Origin of the sequence: Mycolicibacterium austroafricanum (assembly GCF_902705885.1) — a bacterium.
Classification (GTDB): Bacteria; Actinomycetota; Actinomycetes; order Mycobacteriales; family Mycobacteriaceae; genus Mycobacterium; species Mycobacterium vanbaalenii_A.
In genome coordinates this window covers 143,690-159,899 of record NZ_CACSIP010000067.1, presented here as the reverse complement: position 1 = coordinate 159,899, position 16,210 = coordinate 143,690, and the positions used below count along the sequence as shown (strand labels likewise).

Sequence of the window (16,210 nt, the reverse complement as noted above, 5' to 3'; positions counted from 1 at the left end):
GGGCTCAGCTACTGACCGGGTCCGGTGCCTGCTCGGGTATCGACTCGGAGTTCTTCGGCGACGTGGTGAGAACCGCAGCGATGCACAATCCGGCGATGACAAAACACGCCACCGCGTACCAGAGGCTGCCGATCGGGTCACCGGCCGCCGTGACGCCGGCCATGGCGGCGAAGTATGCGGGCAGCCCGGTGGCCCACAGGACCGCCATGACGACCAGGTAGACAACGGCGTAGCCGAACATCAGCGGATTGGAATGTGCTGGTGTGGTGGGCTTTCCGCTGCGCTGGCGGCGCCACTGGTTCCACAGCACCGGAACCGCGACGACGACGATGGCAACCAGTTCTGCTGCGTAGACGAACCCGGCGACCGTGGTGCTGCCCGACAGTCCGCCGGCGAGCGTGGCGGGCAGCGGAAGCACGGCGGTGCCGATGGACGCGAGCACACCGACGGCGATGGTGCGTCCGAGGATCTGGCCGCCGGAGAAGGTCCGGCCCGCGTCCACGTGTCGGCCTATGAAGAACTGCACACACAACGCCAGCGACATCGGCCACAGGGCGGCGAACACCACGACGCTGGGCAACGGCACCGAATCGAAGAACGGCTGGTTCATCGGATGGTCCAGTGTCCATTCCCACCAGCGCAACTGCGGGCCCAAATGGTCGAAGATCTCGTAGAACGCATGGTGCACGAAGCCGACACAGACCGCGCCGATGACGGTTCCGTAGCGGCGGAACACCCCGAGGCTGCGCACTATCTCGAAGGCCACCGTCGCCATCATCGGATAAATCGCCACGATGTAGAGCGGCAACCGTCCCCAGAGGAACTCGACCGTGAACACGTTGTGGGCGAACATCGTGTCGACGTGCTCGGCGATCCCGAATGCCGTCGGAAAGTACAGGGGCGGCTCGATGATGAGCAGATAGGCGATGGCGCCGAACCACACCACGATGTTGGTCGGGTCGTTGTGGCGCCGCAGCCGAACGACTGCGTACCCCAGGGCCATGAGGGCACCGACGATCACGGTGAGTTCGAGAACCGGCAGCGTCCAGTTCTCCAGTGCGAACGGATTGCGGAACTCGACGAGTCCGCCGGTGGACTCACACGAGAATCCCAACCGCGCGGCGAGATCGGCGAAGGTCGGAGTGCACAGATCAGACACGGGCGGCGCTTCTTTCGTCGTCTCGGTCGGCCGTGTACCACTGGGTCACGTCATAGCCGGAGTCGTAGCGATCGAACCATTCCTGCGCCAGTGCGGGGAGCTGTTCATTCCCGGGATCGTGCCCGGGGATCTGGCTGCGCACGATTCCTGACAGCGCGACGAGTTGCTCCCTGCGGGGGAGGTGGCTGAACGCATCGGCGAACGGGCCTTCGTCACGCACCTGGGTGAACGGAAGTCGCTGCAGCAGGGCTTTCGTGCGCCGGCGGATCCGGAACGTCGACATCGCATCGACCTTGCGGTCCGACAGCGGCACATGCCTGTTGAAGTCCTCGGAGGCCAGCCGGATGATCCCCATGACGTGCTTGAAGATCGACGGTGCCACCCGCATCCGGTACCACGGGTCGTCGACGATCGCGTCATAGATGGTCAGCGCCGAACTGCGGTGCTCGACCTCTTCGACGAAGTGCCACAGGAACAGTGATGCGACCCGGTCGTCCCCCGGGGCGAACAGTGTGTCGTCGTGGTCGAGCATCAGCTTGAACACCGGGGTGAAGGTGGCCTCGAGATCGGCCGTATACGCCAGGCGGTACTTCAGGGGCGTGTTGGCGGTCATGTCGTCGAACGCGGCGACGACGTGGTCGAGAGTCTCCTTCAGCGCCGGATATGCCTTGATCAACCCCTTGGCGTGCTGACGGTGCGCCATCGCGTGCTGCCCCTCTTGGCGGACGAACGCGTCGGCCTCCTCGGCGACGGCCGGATCTCCGATGTACGGCATCGCCTCGGGGATCATGCTGCCGATCATCTTCTCGAACCCGATCGCCAGGAACGACACCGCGTTCGCCATCGACGAGAACGCGGGATTGGCCTCGTTCCACACGAAGGGGACGGGGTGACTCGCGAAGGCGAATCGCAGTTTGCGGACTATCAGGTCGGTCACGGTCGAACCTCGGCCATCCTCAATAATCATACGCTGTAGCGGTTAGATGTATGATTACTGTATTTCGGCTCCGACGTCAACGCCTGTGCTAGCGTCGGGGCCACGATGGCACGCAAACGCCGTGGTTGGGGCGGTGATCCGCCCGCCACCGATGCCGAAGCCGCACAGCGCATCGTGGCCGCTGCCGTCGATCTGATCGCTCGGACCGGGTCCGCCATCACGATCGCCGATGTCGCCCAGGCGCTCGGGGTCATCAGGCAGACGGTGTACCGCTACTTCTCCACCGCCGACGAGTTGATGCGCGCCGCCGCGATCGCGTCGGTTGACGGATTCCTCGATCAACTCGCCGCACATGTGCACGGAATCAACGACCCCGCAGACGCCATGACCGAAGGGGTGATGTTCACCCTCGACGCCGTCGTCACGATCCCGCACCTGGCGATCCTGCTGTCCGCGCCGAGTCCGGCTGCCCGCCCAAGTGAAGTCACCTCGAAACTGGCGCAGGACTTCGGCATGCGGATGATCACCCTGTTCGACGTGGACTGGGCACACTACGGCTACGACGACGCGGCGCTGCGTGATCTGGTCGAATTCACGCTGCGGACCATGCTGTCGTTCTTCGTCGCTCCCAACGACCCGAGCCGCTCGCCTGCCGAATTACGGCAGTTCCTGAAGCGATGGCTCGGCAGCGCGATCATCGCGCAGGCCCGCGTGAGCGGGATCGATCCGCAGACGGCATCGACGAAATAGCTGCATGGTGGCTATTCGAACGCGATGACACCACGAATGTTGTTGCCGGCGCGCAGATCCCGCATCGCTTCGTTGATGTCGTCGAGCTTGTACTTCTGCGTGACGAGCTCGTCGAGCTTGATGGTGCCGGCCTCGTACATCGACAGCAGCTTGGGCATAGCATCGCGGGGGTTCATCCCGCCGTAGAGCACTCCCTTGAGAGTCTTGCAGGAGCTGACCATGTCGGGCAGGCTCATCGGCACCATCATGTCGCTCACCTTGGTCATTCCGGTGAGCACGCAGGTGCCGCCCTTGCGCAGCAACATCATTGCGACCATCACCATGTCGGTCGGCACGACACCGGGCGTCAACACCACGCGGTCGGCCATCACCCCCCAGGTCAGTTCCTTCACCAGTTCGAGGGCAGCGCCGGCGTCGGTCGCCGTGTGCGTGGCACCGAAGGCCGGGGCGATCGAGCGTTTGAATTCGTTCGGATCCACGGCCACGATGTGCTTGGCGCCGGCCACCTTTGCGCCCTGCACGGCGTTCATGCCGATCCCGCCGACTCCCACGACGACCACGGTGTCGCCCGGTTCGGTCCCCGCGGCGACAGAGCCGGACCCGAAACCCGTTGTGACGCCACACGACACCAGCGATGCAGCCTCCAGCGGGATCCAGTCGTGAATCTTGACCAACGAGCGTTCGGAGGCCACGACGTACTCCGAGAAGGTGCCGACCTGCATCATCGCCATCAGGTCCTCAACGCCGTCCGGGCCCGACACGTGGCGGCGGCGGGTGTGGTCGGTCGTCATGTCCTTGCTGTAGATGTCCGCACCGACGTCGCACAGGTAGGTGTGTCCGGTGGCGCACCACCGGCAGTTGCCGCAGGCCGGGAAGAACGACACCGCGACGTGATCACCGGGTTCGAGAGTATGGACTTCGGGACCTACTCGCTCGACGATGCCGGAACCTTCGTGCCCGCCGAGCATCGGAAACCATTCGGGAACCGGTACGCCGGCCGCCCGCATCATCTCCTCCATGTCCGCGCTCGGCACGCTGTCTCCGGTGTAGAAGTGCTCGTCGGAGTGACAGACCCCCGCATAGGCCATCCGTACGAGCACCTCGCCCGCCCGCGGGTCGTCGAGCTCGATGTCGGTGACCTCCCAGTCCATGCCGACGCCGCGGAGCACTGCTGCCCTGGATTTCATGTATGTCTCCTCGATTGGGCTACGGGGTCAGGAGGCCGGCCAGCCGACGGTCTTGGTCTCGGTGAAGATCTCCAAGCCCTCGATTCCGCACTGCCGTCCGATGCCAGATTGTTTGTAGCCGCCGAACGGCGCGTCGGCGCCGTACCAGAGGCCGCCGTTGATGCCGAGCGTGCCGGTACGAATGCGGCCGGCGACGGCCTTCGCCCGATCCAGGTCGCTGGCGAACAGGACACCGGAGAGTCCGTAGATCGAGTCGTTGGCAATCCGGACGGCGTCGTCGTCGTCGTCGAAACCGATCACCGACAGCACCGGGCCGAAGATCTCCTCCTGGGCGATGGTCATCCGATTGTCGACGTCGGCGAACACCGTGGGTTCGACGTAGTAACCCTTGGGCAGGTGCTTGGGAACGCTGCCGCCGGTAACCAGGCGAGCACCCTCTTGCTTGCCCTTCTCGATGTAACCCAGTACCCGTTCCTGCTGCCTCTTGGACACCTGGGGGCCCTGCAGCACGGACGGATCGGTCGGGTCGCCGTACTTGTTGCGCTCCATCGCGACCTTCACGATCTCGACGGCTTCTTCGTAGCGCGAGTTCGGCACCAGCAGGCGGGTGGGCATGGCGCAGCCCTGACCGGCATGCATCGAGATGAACGCACTCCCGGCGATCGAGGCCTTGAGATCACCGTCGTCTTCGAGCACCAGATACACGGATTTGCCGCCGAGTTCCAGGAACGTCGGTTTGATCGTCTGTGCGGCCGCCTGCATCACCCGGCGACCGGTGGCCGTCGAGCCGGTGAAGGCAACCATGTCAACCAGCGGTGAGGTCGACAGCACCTCGCCGGCCAGGTGGTCCGAGGAGGTGACGATGTTGATCACCCCCGGCGGAATGTCGGTGTTCTCGGCGATGATCCTGCCGATCCGGGTGGCGTTCCACGGCGTATCCGGAGCCGGCTTGAGCACGCACGTGTTGCCCATCGCCAGTATCGGGCCGATCTTGTTCAGGATGATCTCGAACGGGAAATTCCAGGGTGCGATGACACCGACGACCCCGATCGGTTCCTTCCAGACCTCGCGCGCGGCGGGCGTTCCCATGCCGAATGCGTCCTTGTCGGGCAGCGACCGCTTCCAAGGGAACTGGCTGATCATGTCGGCCGGCCAGGTCAACGCTTCGTTGAGGGGGACGTCGAGCTGGGGCCCGTAGGTGCTCAGTACGGGACAGCCCACCTCCGCGACGAGCTCACTACGCAGTTCTTCGCGCTCGGCCTCCAGTGCAGCCTGCAACTGCCGGAGCCCGGCAGCTCTGGCCTCACCGTCGCGTGACCAGTCCGTGTGATCGAAGGCGTGCCGTGCCGCCGCAACGGCTCGCTCCATGTCGGCCCGAGTACCGTCTGCCGCACCGCCCATCACTTCCTCGGTGGCAGGGTTGACGTTGTCGAACTGCCGTCCTGATTCCGACTCGACGAGCTTGCCGTCGATGAGCATTCGAGATTCGTGTGTCACGGGTTGACGTCCTTCACCACTGTCGAAGTTCCTTCACCGCATCCGCCGGTCGCGGAGCCAAGGTCAAGTAGGGGATGAAACTGCTGTTGCCGCAACGGAGCACGGAATGGACCACCTCGGCGAGGTGGTCGGCATCAACGAGTCCGCCCTGCATGTAGCCGTGCTCCATCCAGAATCGGATGGCGGTGTCCAGCGCGGCGGGATCCCAAGTCTTGTTGAACTCTGTCTGTGAGTCGCCGCTGCCGCCGAAGCTGTCGCCGACCGCCAGCCGCGTGAAGCCGATATTGGGGTGCTCGATTCGCCACGCCTCGACGAGTTTGTCCAGCGCAGCCTTGCTGACCGCGTAGGCACCCAGCAGCGGCCATGGTGTGGAGTACGACGCGCTCAGCGAGGACAGATACACGGCCGTCCCGGCGTTCGCCGCCAGGTGCGGTGCAGCGGCAGCGGTCACCAGCGAAGCGCCGGTGACATTGGTGGCGAACAGTTGCGCCCACTGCTCGGCGGTCACGTCGGCCAGTGGCGCCAAGACGCCCATCCCGGTCGTGTACACGAGTGCGTCCAAACCGCCGAACGTGTCGGCCACCTCTGCGAAGGCACGTTGACAACTGCTCTCGTCGGTGACGTCGCACGCGACCGCGGCCGCGTTGTTTCCCGCTTCCTTGGCCGCATTCTCGAGCCGGTCCTTCCGACGGGCCATGAAGGCGACTCGCGCGCCCTTCGCGGCCAGACCGATGCCGATGCACCGGCCGAGGCCGGCCGATGCGCCGACGACGGCGACCCGGATCGAGGGATCGTCTGATATTCGGGATCGCTCGTCAGAGGGGGGCATGAGGCTCCTTGCGCCGGGTAGAGGCAAAGCTATCAAGACTATAGAGGCACAGTATGCAAAAACTGAAAATACTGATTTCCGAGAGGGCGATGACGATCTCGCGGCGGCGGATAGACATCAGCGGCGCAGCGCTTTTCGCGTTGCCGGTGCAAAGCTCAGCAGTAGGCGGTCGAGGATTCCAGCGGCACGTTGGCGCGCCCCGACGGGGTCCGGTGCGTGGGCCACCAGCAGCGCCGCCTCCTCCACTGCGGCCACGAGGATGTGCGTCAGTTCGCTGACAGGTTGATCCTCGATGATTCCCTGGGAGATCGCCTCGCCGACCTTCTCCTGGATCAGCGCGATACTGTTGCGCTCCTGAATTGCGCGCACCGCCTGCCATCCGAGTATTACCGGTCCGTCGAGCAGCATGATTCGCTGAACCTCGGGTTCCAGAGCTGCTTCCAGGAAGCTGTGCAGGCCACGGCTGAGCCGCTCCCAGGGATCGGCGCCCGGTGGCGGCGAGGCCAGCGCCCTCAGGGTGAGGTCGCTTTCCACTTCCTCGAAAACCGCCCGGAAAAGCTCCGCTTTGTCTTTGAAGTGGTGATAGAAGGCCCCGCGGGTGCCCACCCCGGATCTGGTGACCAGATCCCCGATGCTGGTGTGGAAGTACCCGTGGGCAACGAACAACGCACGACCAGCGTCGATGAGGTCGCGGCGGGTCTGGTCGCCGCGTTCGCGTCGCTCGTGGTCGGTGCCGCCCCGCTTGGCCATCGCCACATCGTAGCAACCTTCATCATGTATGTTGCGAACATGGCTGACAACGAGGTTCGCGCATACGGTTCGGTCGCCCCCCTGAAAGTCGGTTTGCTCAACGACTATCCGACGATGGGCAACGCCGACAACGACACCATCGATGCGATCCGGCTCGTCATCGACGAAGCGCTCGCGGCCGGAAGAATCGATCGACCGGTGGAACTGGTCCAGCGCAACGTGATAGGCCTGCCCAACGGGACTTACGACGCCGTGGAACGGGCGTTCGACGAACTTGTGGGGGAGGGGTGCCTGGCCATCTTCGGCCCATGGATCTCCGACAGCGTGGTGCCGTTGCGTCCTCATGTCGACGCAACGGCGCGGACGCCGATCATCACCCTTTCCGGCTCGGAGGGCGCACTGGGGGAATGGTGTTTCGCATTGAACAACGGTTCGATGGCCGAGGAACCGGTGATGCTGGCGGCCGTCATGCTGGGCGACGGCAGGTCGCGCATCGCCATCGCGTACGAGGCGTCTCTGATCGGCAAGGAATACCTGTCGTTTGCCGAGAAGGCCTACGCGGCGGCGGGTTTGACTGTCGTGGCGACGGAGATGATTCCGCAGGTGGAGGCGGACAAGGTCGACGTCGTCAACCGGCTGCGAGCGGCAGAACCGGATGCACTGGTCCACGTCGGATTCGGCCACGGGCTCTGGGGATTCACCGATGCGTTGCTCGCCGCCGGCTGGGATCCGCCGCGCTACACCACGACCGCCTTCGAAATGGCGCACATCAATGCGGAGTGGATGCGCCAGCTCGCAGGCTGGATCGGCCTCGACAGCTACGACGAGCGCAACCCGGTGGGGCAAGCCTTTCTCGATCGGTTCGAGGCGCGATACGGCCGACGGCCGGGTCACTCGATGCCGGGGCTCGCCCACGATGCGGCTACGGTGATCGTCCGGGGTCTGGCCGGGGCGCGGCCGTTGACCGGCGGAGGCGTCAAACAGGGGATCGAGCAGGTCAAGCTGATTCCGGCGGCCAGCGGCGCACCCGGGACATTCTTGCGGTTCGGCCGCTTCATCCGCCAGGGGTGGCTGGGCAGTGACTATCTGGTCGCGAGACGGGTGCTCCCGGATGGCTCCGGACATGTTTTCCACGCAGTGCCCAGCGACAACATCTCACGTGCGGTCGGCGTCAGCGGTTAGCTGAATCGCGCCGAACACCGGGGCGGAGACGATCCCCGCGCTCTGCTCGCGGACGTAGGGAATCGCGCGCACGGCGCTCATCGCGATCATCAGGTGCCCCGGCATGGCATGCTGACCGGTCGGTGGTTCGTCGTCCCAGCCGACGTCCAACTGAAGTTCGAAACTGGGCACACCTTTGATCACCGCCCGGATCAACGGGGCTCTCTCCCCGGGGGCGAGTGGCTTGAGTCCCCACTGGGGCAGATCGCGGGTGAGCACCCATTCCTCGTGGATAGCCAGCAGCGGACGACCCGACCAGTGCCCGGTCCATGAGAACCGCTGACCTACAACGGTTCCCGGGTCGATCACGCCGGCCTTGACCTCGATGGGGTAGGGCAGCGTGGTGCACTCCACCGCGACGTCGATGTGTGTCAACTCGATGCCGAGCACGTCGGCGGTGGCGTTGAGCGCCTGCCGGTACGCCATGTCCAATTTCTTGATGATCGGCGAGTCGACGTTGACGTCCGCCGGGGGACGGCCCATGCCCATCAGGTCGACCAACATCGGCCGACTGTCGACGGCCGAGACATCGGTGGCCTCATAGAGGTCGATGCGGTCGATGGTCTTGCTCAACCCGGTGACGGTGGCGACCAAGCGCTCGAACATGAAGCCCGGATTCTCGCCGGCGGCGTGGAAACGGGAGTTCCCGGTCCGGCATGCGTCGACGAAGGCTGCGGCGGTGGCTGTGCCGTAGGTGGGCAGGTGGTTGTACGACGTCGTGCTGATCACGTCGATCCCGGCCGCGAGCATCCGGCAGATGTCCTCGGCGTTCGTTTCGACTGCGTGCGCTTTGCTCGCCGCGTGGACGACGACCTGGGCGCCCGAGGTCAGGATCACGTCCTTGTCGGTGGTGGCCCGGACACCCGTCGTCGGCGGAAGTCCGCAGAGTGCACCGGCATCGAGACCGTCTTTCTCAGGGTCGTAGACCAGCACTCCGACCAACTGGAAACCTGGATTCTCGATCAGCTCCCGCAGCGCTGCACGTCCGACTGCGCCCGTCGCCCACTGTGCCACTCGAATCGTCAATCGAACACTCCTGGTTGTGCTTTCGAGGGCCTTCAACATGCCCAATGTGCCAACCTACATGATGTATGTTTGCAACCACCAGGGTGTATGTTGATCGTGTTGTGAAGTAGTGAGGGGTCGTCGCATGGTGGAATCGCCAACCGTGGAGGAGCTCGAGCAGAGCATCCGGGATGCGCAGGACAAGTTCAATGCGGGAATGGGAGCAGACGGCGACGCCTCCCCGTATCCGCTGCTGAAGGAACTGCGCGCGCAGTCGCCGGTGCACCCGGGCTGGCCGGAGATGGGTCTGGTCGGCAACCCGGACGTGGGGCCGCAGACGTTCACGGCGTACTCGTTCGACGCGGTCAAGGCGGTATTCACCGACAACATCACGTTCAGCACGCGGTGCTACGAGGACATCGTGCGTCCACTGCAGGGACCGACGATTCTCGAGATGCAAGAGCCCGAGCACGCCGTGTACCGAAAGTTGCACGAGTTCGCCTTCGCCCGCTCATCGATGAAGAGATGGGATGGTGAACTTGTCGGTCCTCTGGTGGATCAGACCATCGCGAAGTTCAAGGCTGACAAGCGCGCAGATCTGGTCGACGCGGTATTCATGCCGATCCCGGTGCGGGTGATCGCTGCGCTGTTGGGACTACCGGAGGCCGACGTTCTGTGGTTCCATCGTCTGGCAATCGACATGCTGGGGTTTCGTGCCGACATGGAGGCCGCGATGACGGCCTCGGCGCAGATGAAGGACTACTTCGTCGACATCCTGGCCGAAAAGCGGAGGTCGCCGCAGGACGACATGGTCTCGATTCTGGCTGCGGCTGAGGTCGACGGTATGAAGATGTCCGACGAGCAGATCTACGGCTTCATGAGAAACCTGTTGCCTGCCGGGGCGGAGACCACCTCGCGTTCCACGGCAAGCCTGGCATTCGCGTTGCTGACGCACCCGGATCAGCTCGAGGCGGTGCGAACTGACCGAAGTCTGTTGCCGCAGGCCATTGAGGAGGGTATTCGCTGGGAGACCCCGCTGTTGAACTTCATGCGGGAGGTCACCTGCGATACCGAGCTTTGCGGAGTGCACATTCCCGCGGGGGCGACCATGATGCTCAGCCTGGGTAGCGCCAACCACGACGAAAGCCGTTGGCGCGACGCAGAGCAGTTCGACATCTTTCGGGAGCGCAAGCCACACATCGGTTTCGCGCACGGTGCGCATGTGTGCTTGGGAATGCACCTGGCTCGATTGGAGAGCATGAAGATCTTCAATGCCCTGCTCGACGAGTTGCCAGGCCTTCGACTGGACCCCGATGCTCCAGCGCCCTTCATCACCGGCACCATGTTTCGCTCGCCATCGAGACTTGACGTGGTCTGGGATTGAGGACGCCGATGACACGAGTAATTCAGTGGGCCACCGGCGTGACCGGAATGATGTCGCTCCGCCACGTCATCGGCCGAGATGATCTGGATCTGGTGGGCGTACGGGTGTACGACCCCGCCAAGTCAGGCGTGGATGCGGGATCTCTCTGTGGAATGGGAGAAACCGGCGTGGCGGCGACCGATGACCGCGACGCGCTGTTGGCCACTGATGCCGATGTGGTGCTCTACATGGGCAAGGTCGAAACCGACACTCCTGGGTGTTTCGCCGACGTCTGCGATCTTCTGGCGTCCGGAAAAAACGTGATCACCACCGGGAGTCGGTTCATTCACCCTCGTTCACTGGACGGATCTCTAGCTGACGGTATCGAGACAGCCTGCGGAATAGGCAATTCGACGTTTCTGGGCCTGGGTCTCTACCCGGGATTCGTCGGCGAGTCACTCGCGCCGATCCTGTCCCGGATCACTCAGCGCGCCGCCCGCATCGATGTTCGCGAAGTGCTGAACTACTCCACCTACGCGAGTCACGACCTGATCTTCAACGCGATGGGGTTCGGTTTCCCGCCGGAGGACACCACTCCGTTGCTGACCAACACCGAGTACGCGGCCGGCGCCTGGGTCGGAAGCGCCACCGTGCTCGCGCAGGCGCTGGGTCTCGAGATTCGCGGTGTCGAGGGGTACCGCGAGGTTGCCACCACGCCGAGGACATTGACCGTGGCTGCCGGCGAGATTCCTGCGGGAACGGTGGGAGCGATGCGCTTCGGAGTGGTGGCCGACTGCGGCGACGTGACATTGTCCGTTGAACACCTCACCCGCATGGCCGATGACTTGGCGCCGGAATGGCCCGCCGAGATCGGCTACGAAGTGAGCTTCTCAGGCGAGCCGAATCTGCAATTCCATCTCGTGATCGGGTCCCACGACGAAGACCACGCGCAGCAGGGATGTCTTGCCACGGCCATGCACGCGATCAACGCCATCCCTGCTGTGCTGGCCGCTGCCCCGGGGCTCTACGACCTGTCGACGATCACGCCGTTCGTCGCCCACTGGGCAGGACGCTGATGTCCCTGCGCATCGTAGTGATCGGTACCGGTGGTGTTGGAAAGGGATTGTTCCGACTCTCATGAATCGAGTTGCGTTTGCGGACCGCGTCGTCCTCGTCACCGGTGGCGGTCGCGGGTTGGGCGCGGCCTACTGCCGTGAACTGGCGAGTCGTGGCGCGGCGGTCGTGGTGCACGACAACGGGTCAGACACCGAGGGCCGGGGTCACGATCCTGCTCCCGCGCGGAATGTGGCGGCGGCCATCGTCGACGGCGGCGGACGCGCCGTAGCGTGCGTCGCCGACGCCAGCACCGAGAGCGGTGGCCGCGAGGCAGTCGATCTGGCTCTGAGTGAATACGGCCGTCTCGACGCCGTCATTGCGAACGCGGGGATCATCCACGACGACAGCTTCGAGGAATGGCCGACAGACCGGTTCGAGGCCCTGCTGCGTCACCATCTCCTGGCGGCGTTTCACGTGGTTCGTCCCGCGTTTGCGGTGATGAAGGACGCGGGCTATGGGCGAGTGGTGTTCGTATCGTCGGCAGCCGGGGTCTTTGGGCAGCCGCGTCTTGCCGGATACGCCGCCGCCAAGACGGGGATGCTCGGGCTGATGAACGCGGTAGCTCTGGAGGGCGCGGAATTCGGAATCACCGCGAACGCGATCCTGCCGATGGCTGCAACGCGAATGGCGTTGGCGTTGATGGCTGACGCCGCCGACACCGCCGACGGACGGGAATTCCTCGACACTCTGCGCGTCGACCAGGTAGCTCCCGTTGTCGCGTACCTGGCCAGCGAATCCTGTGATCGAACACAGTTGGTCCTCAGCGCGTTTCGTGGGCGCGTCGCTGCTCTGCAGATCGGCGTGACACGCGGCTGGATCAGCGAGAACGGCATGGTGAGCGCCGAGGACGTGGCGACCCACCTGGACGAGATCACCGACACTGACGACCTGATGGTGCCCAGCTCGATCTTCGATGAAATGGCTTACCTCGCGTGAGGTTGGACACCGCAGTCGCCCGTGTCCGACCGGCCGGCCGCGACGGTTTCCCGCGGTCGAAGTCCCAGCGGCCATGTGATGACACGCTCGAGAGGAAGAGATCCCGTCATGTACGAGAACGTTGAGTTCAACATCACCAGCCAGAAACCGACGTTGGACCACTACCGGCGTGACTGGCGGCCGGATTCGGCCCCTGGATTATGCGGTATCTGGCTGGGCGGGATCGTCGGCGACTCAGCGGACAACAACTACTGGGGAGTGCGCGGATGTGACGACTTCATCGCAGGGATGACTCATGTGGTGAGTCCGATCTGTGGCTTCCGTTCGCTGCAGAAGGGAATGGAGGTCGATGCCCCGCACCTGTTTCCGGAGTACTCGACGCTCGACTGGTTCGAACCCATGCAATTGGTAGAGACTGAGGCAAGTGTGCAACTCAGCTATCCAAGCGGCCGAATCGTGCGGGATGCCGACGGATTTCACTGGTACGACGCCAGCGGGCGCTGGGAGCTCCACGGTCACACGGTGAGCGACATCGTCTTGACCCACGTGCCGCCACAGCGGGGTATCGACGCCGACGTCTATTACCGACACGAACTGATGTATGCCACCGGCCAGGTCGACGGTGTCGAAGTTTCGGGGTATGCCCACCAGGACTTCGCCTACGGGCCGGCGGGAACGATTTACACCGAGTTGCCGATAGTCCGGCACCTTCAAGGCATGTGGGTGTCGTGGTTGCACGAGTTCGCTGACGGTGAGCTGGGCGGCGGCAGCTTCTGGCAGGGCCGAGACGGCGTGTCCTTCGGGCCGGGTTATCAGTTCAAGAATGGGGTCACCACGGTGCACAAGGACGTCGTGGCCAGGCCGACCTTCAACGACGGGGGAAAACTCATCGCTCTTGATACGTCTATTGGATCCGACACCTACACAATGTCGTTCGATTCGAGTGGCAGCTTGCTCCACACCTTCGGTCCACTGACCGGAACCTCGTCGGGAAAGGACATTGCGCGAAGCTGGTGTTGGTCTGAATACGGAGGCAGCCTCATCACCCCTGAACTCCTCGACTTGACGACGGCAGCCTATGCGCTCGCCAGACGCCGCTGACGGGCCGGCACTGTGTTCAGGCGCCGCGGTTGCTGGGTGACCCGAGCCAAACCCGGGGACTATCTGATCGCGTTGAGCACCGCTACTGCCTCGATACCCATTGTCGGCAGGCACCTCGAGTTGTTGGGCGGATTTGTCGCACTCGGAGTGGGAGGACGCGACTATCTGCCCGATATCCTGCTTGCGGTCTCGAAACCGCGACGGGACGCGGGCGCAGCGCAACGGCAGCGCGCACAGCGGGCACTGACACCGAACGTGTTGCTGGAGGCGTTGACAGACGTCGTCACTGCCGAGCGGCTCGCCCAGCCCTGGCCCTCGCATCCGAACCTCGTGCCGGTCTGGAAGGCGACCCGGCAACGGCGCTACGTGCACAGCTCCTCAGTCCGCTACGGGGACCATCCACGTCAGCTCCTGGACGTCTGGCGCGTCGCCGAGCCCCCGACACGCCACGCACCGGTTATGGTCTTCATCCCCGGCGGCGCATGGATTTTCGGGCGAAGGGAACTACAGGGCCACGAGTTGATGGCTCACATGGCGCGACGCGGATGGATCTGCCTGTCGGTCCAATACCGCACCAGCCCGCACCACCGCTGGCCGCGCCAGATGATCGACGTGAAGACGGCGATCGCGTGGGCGCGTGACCACATCGAGGAGTTCGGCGGCGATCCTGATTTCATCGCGGTAGCGGGGTGTTCGGCGGGTGGTCACCTGGCGAGTCTGGCGGGTCTGAGCGCCAACGACCCCGAGTGGAGTACCGACGGCGTGGCAGGCGCCGACGCGTCAGTCGACGCAGTGGTCAGCGTTTACGGTCTGTACGACTGGCAGGACAGATCGACGCGTCAACGCGACCGCTTCGTGCAGTTCCTCGAACGTATCGTGGTCAAGCGCTCGCAGGCACGCCATCCCGAGGTCTTCGCGGCGGCGTCCCCGATCGCGCGGGTGCACGATTCCGCACCACCCTTCCTGGTCGTCCATGGAAGCGACGACGTCATCATCCCCGCAAGCGAAGCACGCTCATTCGTCGACCGGTTGCGATCGGTGGCCAGGGCCAAGGTCGCCTACATCGAGTTGCCCGGTCTCGGGCACGGCTTCGACCTCGTGGACCCCCGACACACCGCGCCGGTCGTTGCGGCGATCGGCCGCTTCCTGAGCCAGGTGCACGACGACCACGTTCGCGCACGGAAGACACCCGCGGTCTGAGCAGTCTGAAGTCCCCTCCCGAGAATCGCGGTCGGCTCATGAACTCGCCAGGTCATCGCCGAACCCGGTGTAGCTGCGGATCAACGGTAGGTCGGCCATGGTCGCGAAACCAGGTGGCGCGGAGCAGATCGCGGGTATGGCGTTGACGACCTGCATCGCCACAGCGATCAGTCCGGCGCGCACGTGTTCCTCGACGGAAGCTGCGCGGCTGTAGCTGGCCAGGCAGAGGAAATGCGTGCGCATCGAGGGGTCGCCCTCGATGGTGAGGGTCCAGCCGTCCTCGGGTGCCGGCCAGTGAGAAGGGTATTCGCCGCCGACGGTCCACAGCGTTTCGAATTCGATCAGCGGCGCGCCTCGGCGTGAGCCGACGAAATTCCATCGCTGTCCGGCGGTGGTTCCCGCCTTCAGTTCGTGGCCGAGTATCTGCAGGTCCTTGGTCGCCGGAACCGCCTCGAGGGTGACCGAGACGTCGTCGATCGCGGCGTTCAAGGTGTCTGCGATGAACCAGGTCTGCTCGGTGAACAACCGGGTGTTGAACGAGAGGAAGTCGTTCGCCGTCGGGGTCACGTCCTCGACGGGTCGCCCGAACCACATGCCGTCGAAGGTGATGTCGGTGCTTTCCCACAGTGACCAGTCGGCGCGCTCTTGCAAAGTGAGTTTGTCGATCGTGCGGCTCATCCCGGACAGGGCCAGGGGCAGCACCCCGGACAGATTGCCGGGGTTCAAGCCGCTGGCGTGAATTGTGCTGTTGCCCTGTTGGCAGGCCGCCGCGAGACGTCGGCGGTCAGCTTCGGGGATGCGCCGGGGGTGGAACAGAAATGACACCGTGGCCACGTTCTTGCCACTCTCCAACAACGCGCAGACGTCATCGAGGTCGGTGAACGACGGTGCGTAGAGCACAAGATCGGCGTCAGTGTTCAGTATCCGCTCCGCGTCGGTGGTGGCGGGAACACCGATGGGCGCCCGACCTACGAGTGTGCCGAGGTCGACGCCGTCCTTGGCCTGCGAATACACCCGTGCCCCGACCAATTGAATGTCGGGCCGGTGGTCGAGGATGGTGGTCACCATCTCGGTGCCGACCGCGCCGGTGGCCCATTGGATGACCCGAAGCGGGCGGTCACTGACAGTCATGGCGCCTCCTGAGGATCGCTGACCCGGC

15 protein-coding genes are annotated in these 16,210 nt (G+C 64.4%); 7 read left to right on the top strand and 8 right to left on the bottom strand.

Going from position 1 to position 16,210, the window contains the following annotated elements; all coding sequences use genetic code 11:
* Nucleotides 1-4: 4 nt before the first annotated feature.
* Nucleotides 5-1,159 carry a hypothetical protein gene (locus BEMPMBAN_RS30625; protein WP_159235214.1) on the bottom strand — a complete coding sequence of 385 codons (1,155 nt, stop codon included), beginning with the start codon at nt 1,157-1,159 and terminating at the stop codon, nt 5-7.
* A complete protein-coding gene (locus BEMPMBAN_RS30620; RefSeq protein WP_159235213.1) occupies nt 1,152-2,096 on the bottom strand; it encodes a metal-dependent hydrolase in 945 nt (314 codons plus the stop codon). Before BEMPMBAN_RS30620 ends, BEMPMBAN_RS30625 begins: the two co-directional genes overlap by 8 nt.
* Before the next feature lie 105 nt (nt 2,097-2,201).
* On the opposite strand from BEMPMBAN_RS30620, the gene BEMPMBAN_RS30615 reads away from it, so the two are divergent.
* Nucleotides 2,202-2,846 carry a TetR/AcrR family transcriptional regulator gene (locus tag BEMPMBAN_RS30615; RefSeq protein ID WP_159235212.1) on the top strand — a complete coding sequence of 215 codons (645 nt, stop codon included), beginning with the start codon at nt 2,202-2,204 and terminating at the stop codon, nt 2,844-2,846.
* Nucleotides 2,847-2,857: 11 nt separating this feature from the next.
* On the opposite strand, the gene BEMPMBAN_RS30610 is transcribed toward BEMPMBAN_RS30615, so the two are convergent.
* From BEMPMBAN_RS30610 to BEMPMBAN_RS30595, 4 genes are all read right to left on the bottom strand, one after another.
* On the bottom strand, nt 2,858-4,033 hold the full coding sequence (locus BEMPMBAN_RS30610; protein WP_159235211.1) for an NDMA-dependent alcohol dehydrogenase: 1,176 nt from the start codon (nt 4,031-4,033) through the stop codon (nt 2,858-2,860).
* A gap of 27 nt (nt 4,034-4,060) precedes the next feature.
* Complete coding sequence (locus BEMPMBAN_RS30605; protein ID WP_159235273.1) at nt 4,061-5,512, bottom strand: aldehyde dehydrogenase family protein; 1,452 nt, start codon at nt 5,510-5,512, stop codon at nt 4,061-4,063.
* A 31-nt stretch (nt 5,513-5,543) separates the two neighbouring features.
* Nucleotides 5,544-6,359, bottom strand: coding sequence for an SDR family oxidoreductase (locus tag BEMPMBAN_RS30600; protein WP_159235210.1), 816 nt, complete (start codon nt 6,357-6,359; stop codon nt 5,544-5,546).
* A gap of 117 nt (nt 6,360-6,476) precedes the next feature.
* On the bottom strand, nt 6,477-7,109 hold the full coding sequence (locus BEMPMBAN_RS30595) for a TetR/AcrR family transcriptional regulator (protein WP_159235209.1): 633 nt from the start codon (nt 7,107-7,109) through the stop codon (nt 6,477-6,479).
* Between the two features lie 39 nt (nt 7,110-7,148).
* Here BEMPMBAN_RS30595 and BEMPMBAN_RS30590 point away from each other — a divergent pair, with 39 nt between their 5' ends.
* Nucleotides 7,149-8,291 carry an ABC transporter substrate-binding protein gene (locus BEMPMBAN_RS30590; protein WP_159235208.1) on the top strand — a complete coding sequence of 381 codons (1,143 nt, stop codon included), beginning with the start codon at nt 7,149-7,151 and terminating at the stop codon, nt 8,289-8,291.
* Here BEMPMBAN_RS30590 and BEMPMBAN_RS30585 read toward each other — a convergent pair.
* A complete protein-coding gene (locus BEMPMBAN_RS30585; protein WP_234897781.1) occupies nt 8,265-9,356 on the bottom strand; it encodes a dihydrodipicolinate synthase in 1,092 nt (363 codons plus the stop codon). The two genes, BEMPMBAN_RS30590 and BEMPMBAN_RS30585, sit on opposite strands and share 27 nt — an antisense overlap.
* Before the next feature lie 124 nt (nt 9,357-9,480).
* Here BEMPMBAN_RS30585 and BEMPMBAN_RS30580 point away from each other — a divergent pair, with 124 nt between their 5' ends.
* The 5 genes from BEMPMBAN_RS30580 to BEMPMBAN_RS30560 all read left to right on the top strand — a co-directional run bounded on the left by BEMPMBAN_RS30580 (nt 9,481) and on the right by BEMPMBAN_RS30560 (nt 15,051).
* Complete coding sequence (locus tag BEMPMBAN_RS30580) at nt 9,481-10,719, top strand: cytochrome P450 (protein ID WP_159235207.1); 1,239 nt, start codon at nt 9,481-9,483, stop codon at nt 10,717-10,719.
* A gap of 8 nt (nt 10,720-10,727) precedes the next feature.
* Nucleotides 10,728-11,774 carry an NAD(P)H-dependent amine dehydrogenase family protein gene (locus BEMPMBAN_RS30575; RefSeq protein ID WP_159235206.1) on the top strand — a complete coding sequence of 349 codons (1,047 nt, stop codon included), beginning with the start codon at nt 10,728-10,730 and terminating at the stop codon, nt 11,772-11,774.
* Nucleotides 11,775-11,835: 61 nt separating this feature from the next.
* On the top strand, nt 11,836-12,750 hold the full coding sequence (locus BEMPMBAN_RS30570) for an SDR family NAD(P)-dependent oxidoreductase (protein ID WP_159235205.1): 915 nt from the start codon (nt 11,836-11,838) through the stop codon (nt 12,748-12,750).
* 108 nt (nt 12,751-12,858) lie between these two features.
* Complete coding sequence (locus BEMPMBAN_RS30565; protein ID WP_159235204.1) at nt 12,859-13,851, top strand: hypothetical protein; 993 nt, start codon at nt 12,859-12,861, stop codon at nt 13,849-13,851.
* Between the two features lie 36 nt (nt 13,852-13,887).
* On the top strand, nt 13,888-15,051 hold the full coding sequence (locus BEMPMBAN_RS30560; protein ID WP_272952264.1) for an alpha/beta hydrolase: 1,164 nt from the start codon (nt 13,888-13,890) through the stop codon (nt 15,049-15,051).
* A 36-nt stretch (nt 15,052-15,087) separates the two neighbouring features.
* Here BEMPMBAN_RS30560 and BEMPMBAN_RS30555 read toward each other — a convergent pair whose 3' ends face one another.
* Nucleotides 15,088-16,182, bottom strand: a complete 1,095-nt coding sequence (locus BEMPMBAN_RS30555; protein ID WP_159235202.1) for an NAD(P)H-dependent amine dehydrogenase family protein — start codon at nt 16,180-16,182, stop codon at nt 15,088-15,090.
* Nucleotides 16,183-16,210: the final 28 nt, after the last annotated feature.